This window comes from Mesorhizobium sp. M1338 (assembly GCF_040318045.1).
In the GTDB taxonomy this organism is placed as follows: domain Bacteria; phylum Pseudomonadota; class Alphaproteobacteria; order Rhizobiales; family Rhizobiaceae; genus Mesorhizobium.
This window is the reverse complement of sequence record NZ_JAMYLL010000147.1, coordinates 1-840: the sequence shown is the minus strand read 5'-3', so window position 1 is coordinate 840 and position 840 is coordinate 1. Positions and strand designations below refer to the sequence as shown.

1 protein-coding gene is annotated in these 840 nt (G+C 64.3%); it reads right to left on the bottom strand.

The features are described 5' to 3' along the window. Positions 1-126: 126 nt before the first annotated feature. On the bottom strand, positions 127-840 hold a 714-nt coding region (locus NKH19_RS33385), incomplete at its 5' end, for an aldehyde dehydrogenase family protein (protein ID WP_352983979.1).

Genomic DNA, 840 nt, shown 5'->3' with positions numbered 1-840 from the left:
CAATCCAATGAAGGGGTTCGAGTGGCCTGACATTCCCGGCTATTCCGGCAAGCCCTGGTTCCTGCCGATGGTCGGCCTCTACTACAAGGCGCTCGATCGGATTCAGTGACGTCCGGCGGCTGGATCTCAGCCCAGCCCGCCCATATGAAAACTCTTCATCTCGAGATATTCCTCGATGCCGGCCTGCGCGCCCTCGCGCCCGAGTCCGGACTGCTTGACGCCGCCGAAGGGGGCCACCTCGATCGAGACCGAGCCGGTGTTGAGCCCCACCATGCCGAACTCCAGTGCCTCGCCGACGCGCCAGGCGCGTTTCAGGTTCTCGGTGTAGAAGTAGGAGGCAAGCCCGTAGGGCGTGCCATTGGCCAGCGCGATCGCCTCTTCTTCCGTCTCGAAACGGAAAAGCGGCGCGACCGGACCGAACGTTTCCTCACCGGCAAGCTGCATCTCTTTTGTGGCGCCGGTCAGCACCAGCGGCGCGACATATTGCGGACCGCCAGGCAAGGCCGGCCGGTCCGTGATGATCTTTGCACCTTTGGCCAGCGCATCCTCGACGTGGCGGTTGATTTTCTCGACCGCCGCCATGTTGATCATCGGCCCGATGGCGACGCCGGGCTGTGTGCCGGGTCCGACCGTCATGGCGTTGACGCGGGCGGTGAGCTTCCTGGCGAAGGTTTCGTAGACACCGGCCTGGACGAGGATGCGATTGGCGCAGACGCAGGTCTGGCCGCCATTGCGGAACTTCGAGACGAGCGCGCCCTCGATGGCGAGATCGAGATCGGCGTCGTCGAAGACGATGAAGGGGGCGTTGCCGCCGAGTTCGAGGCTCAGCCGCTTCACGCT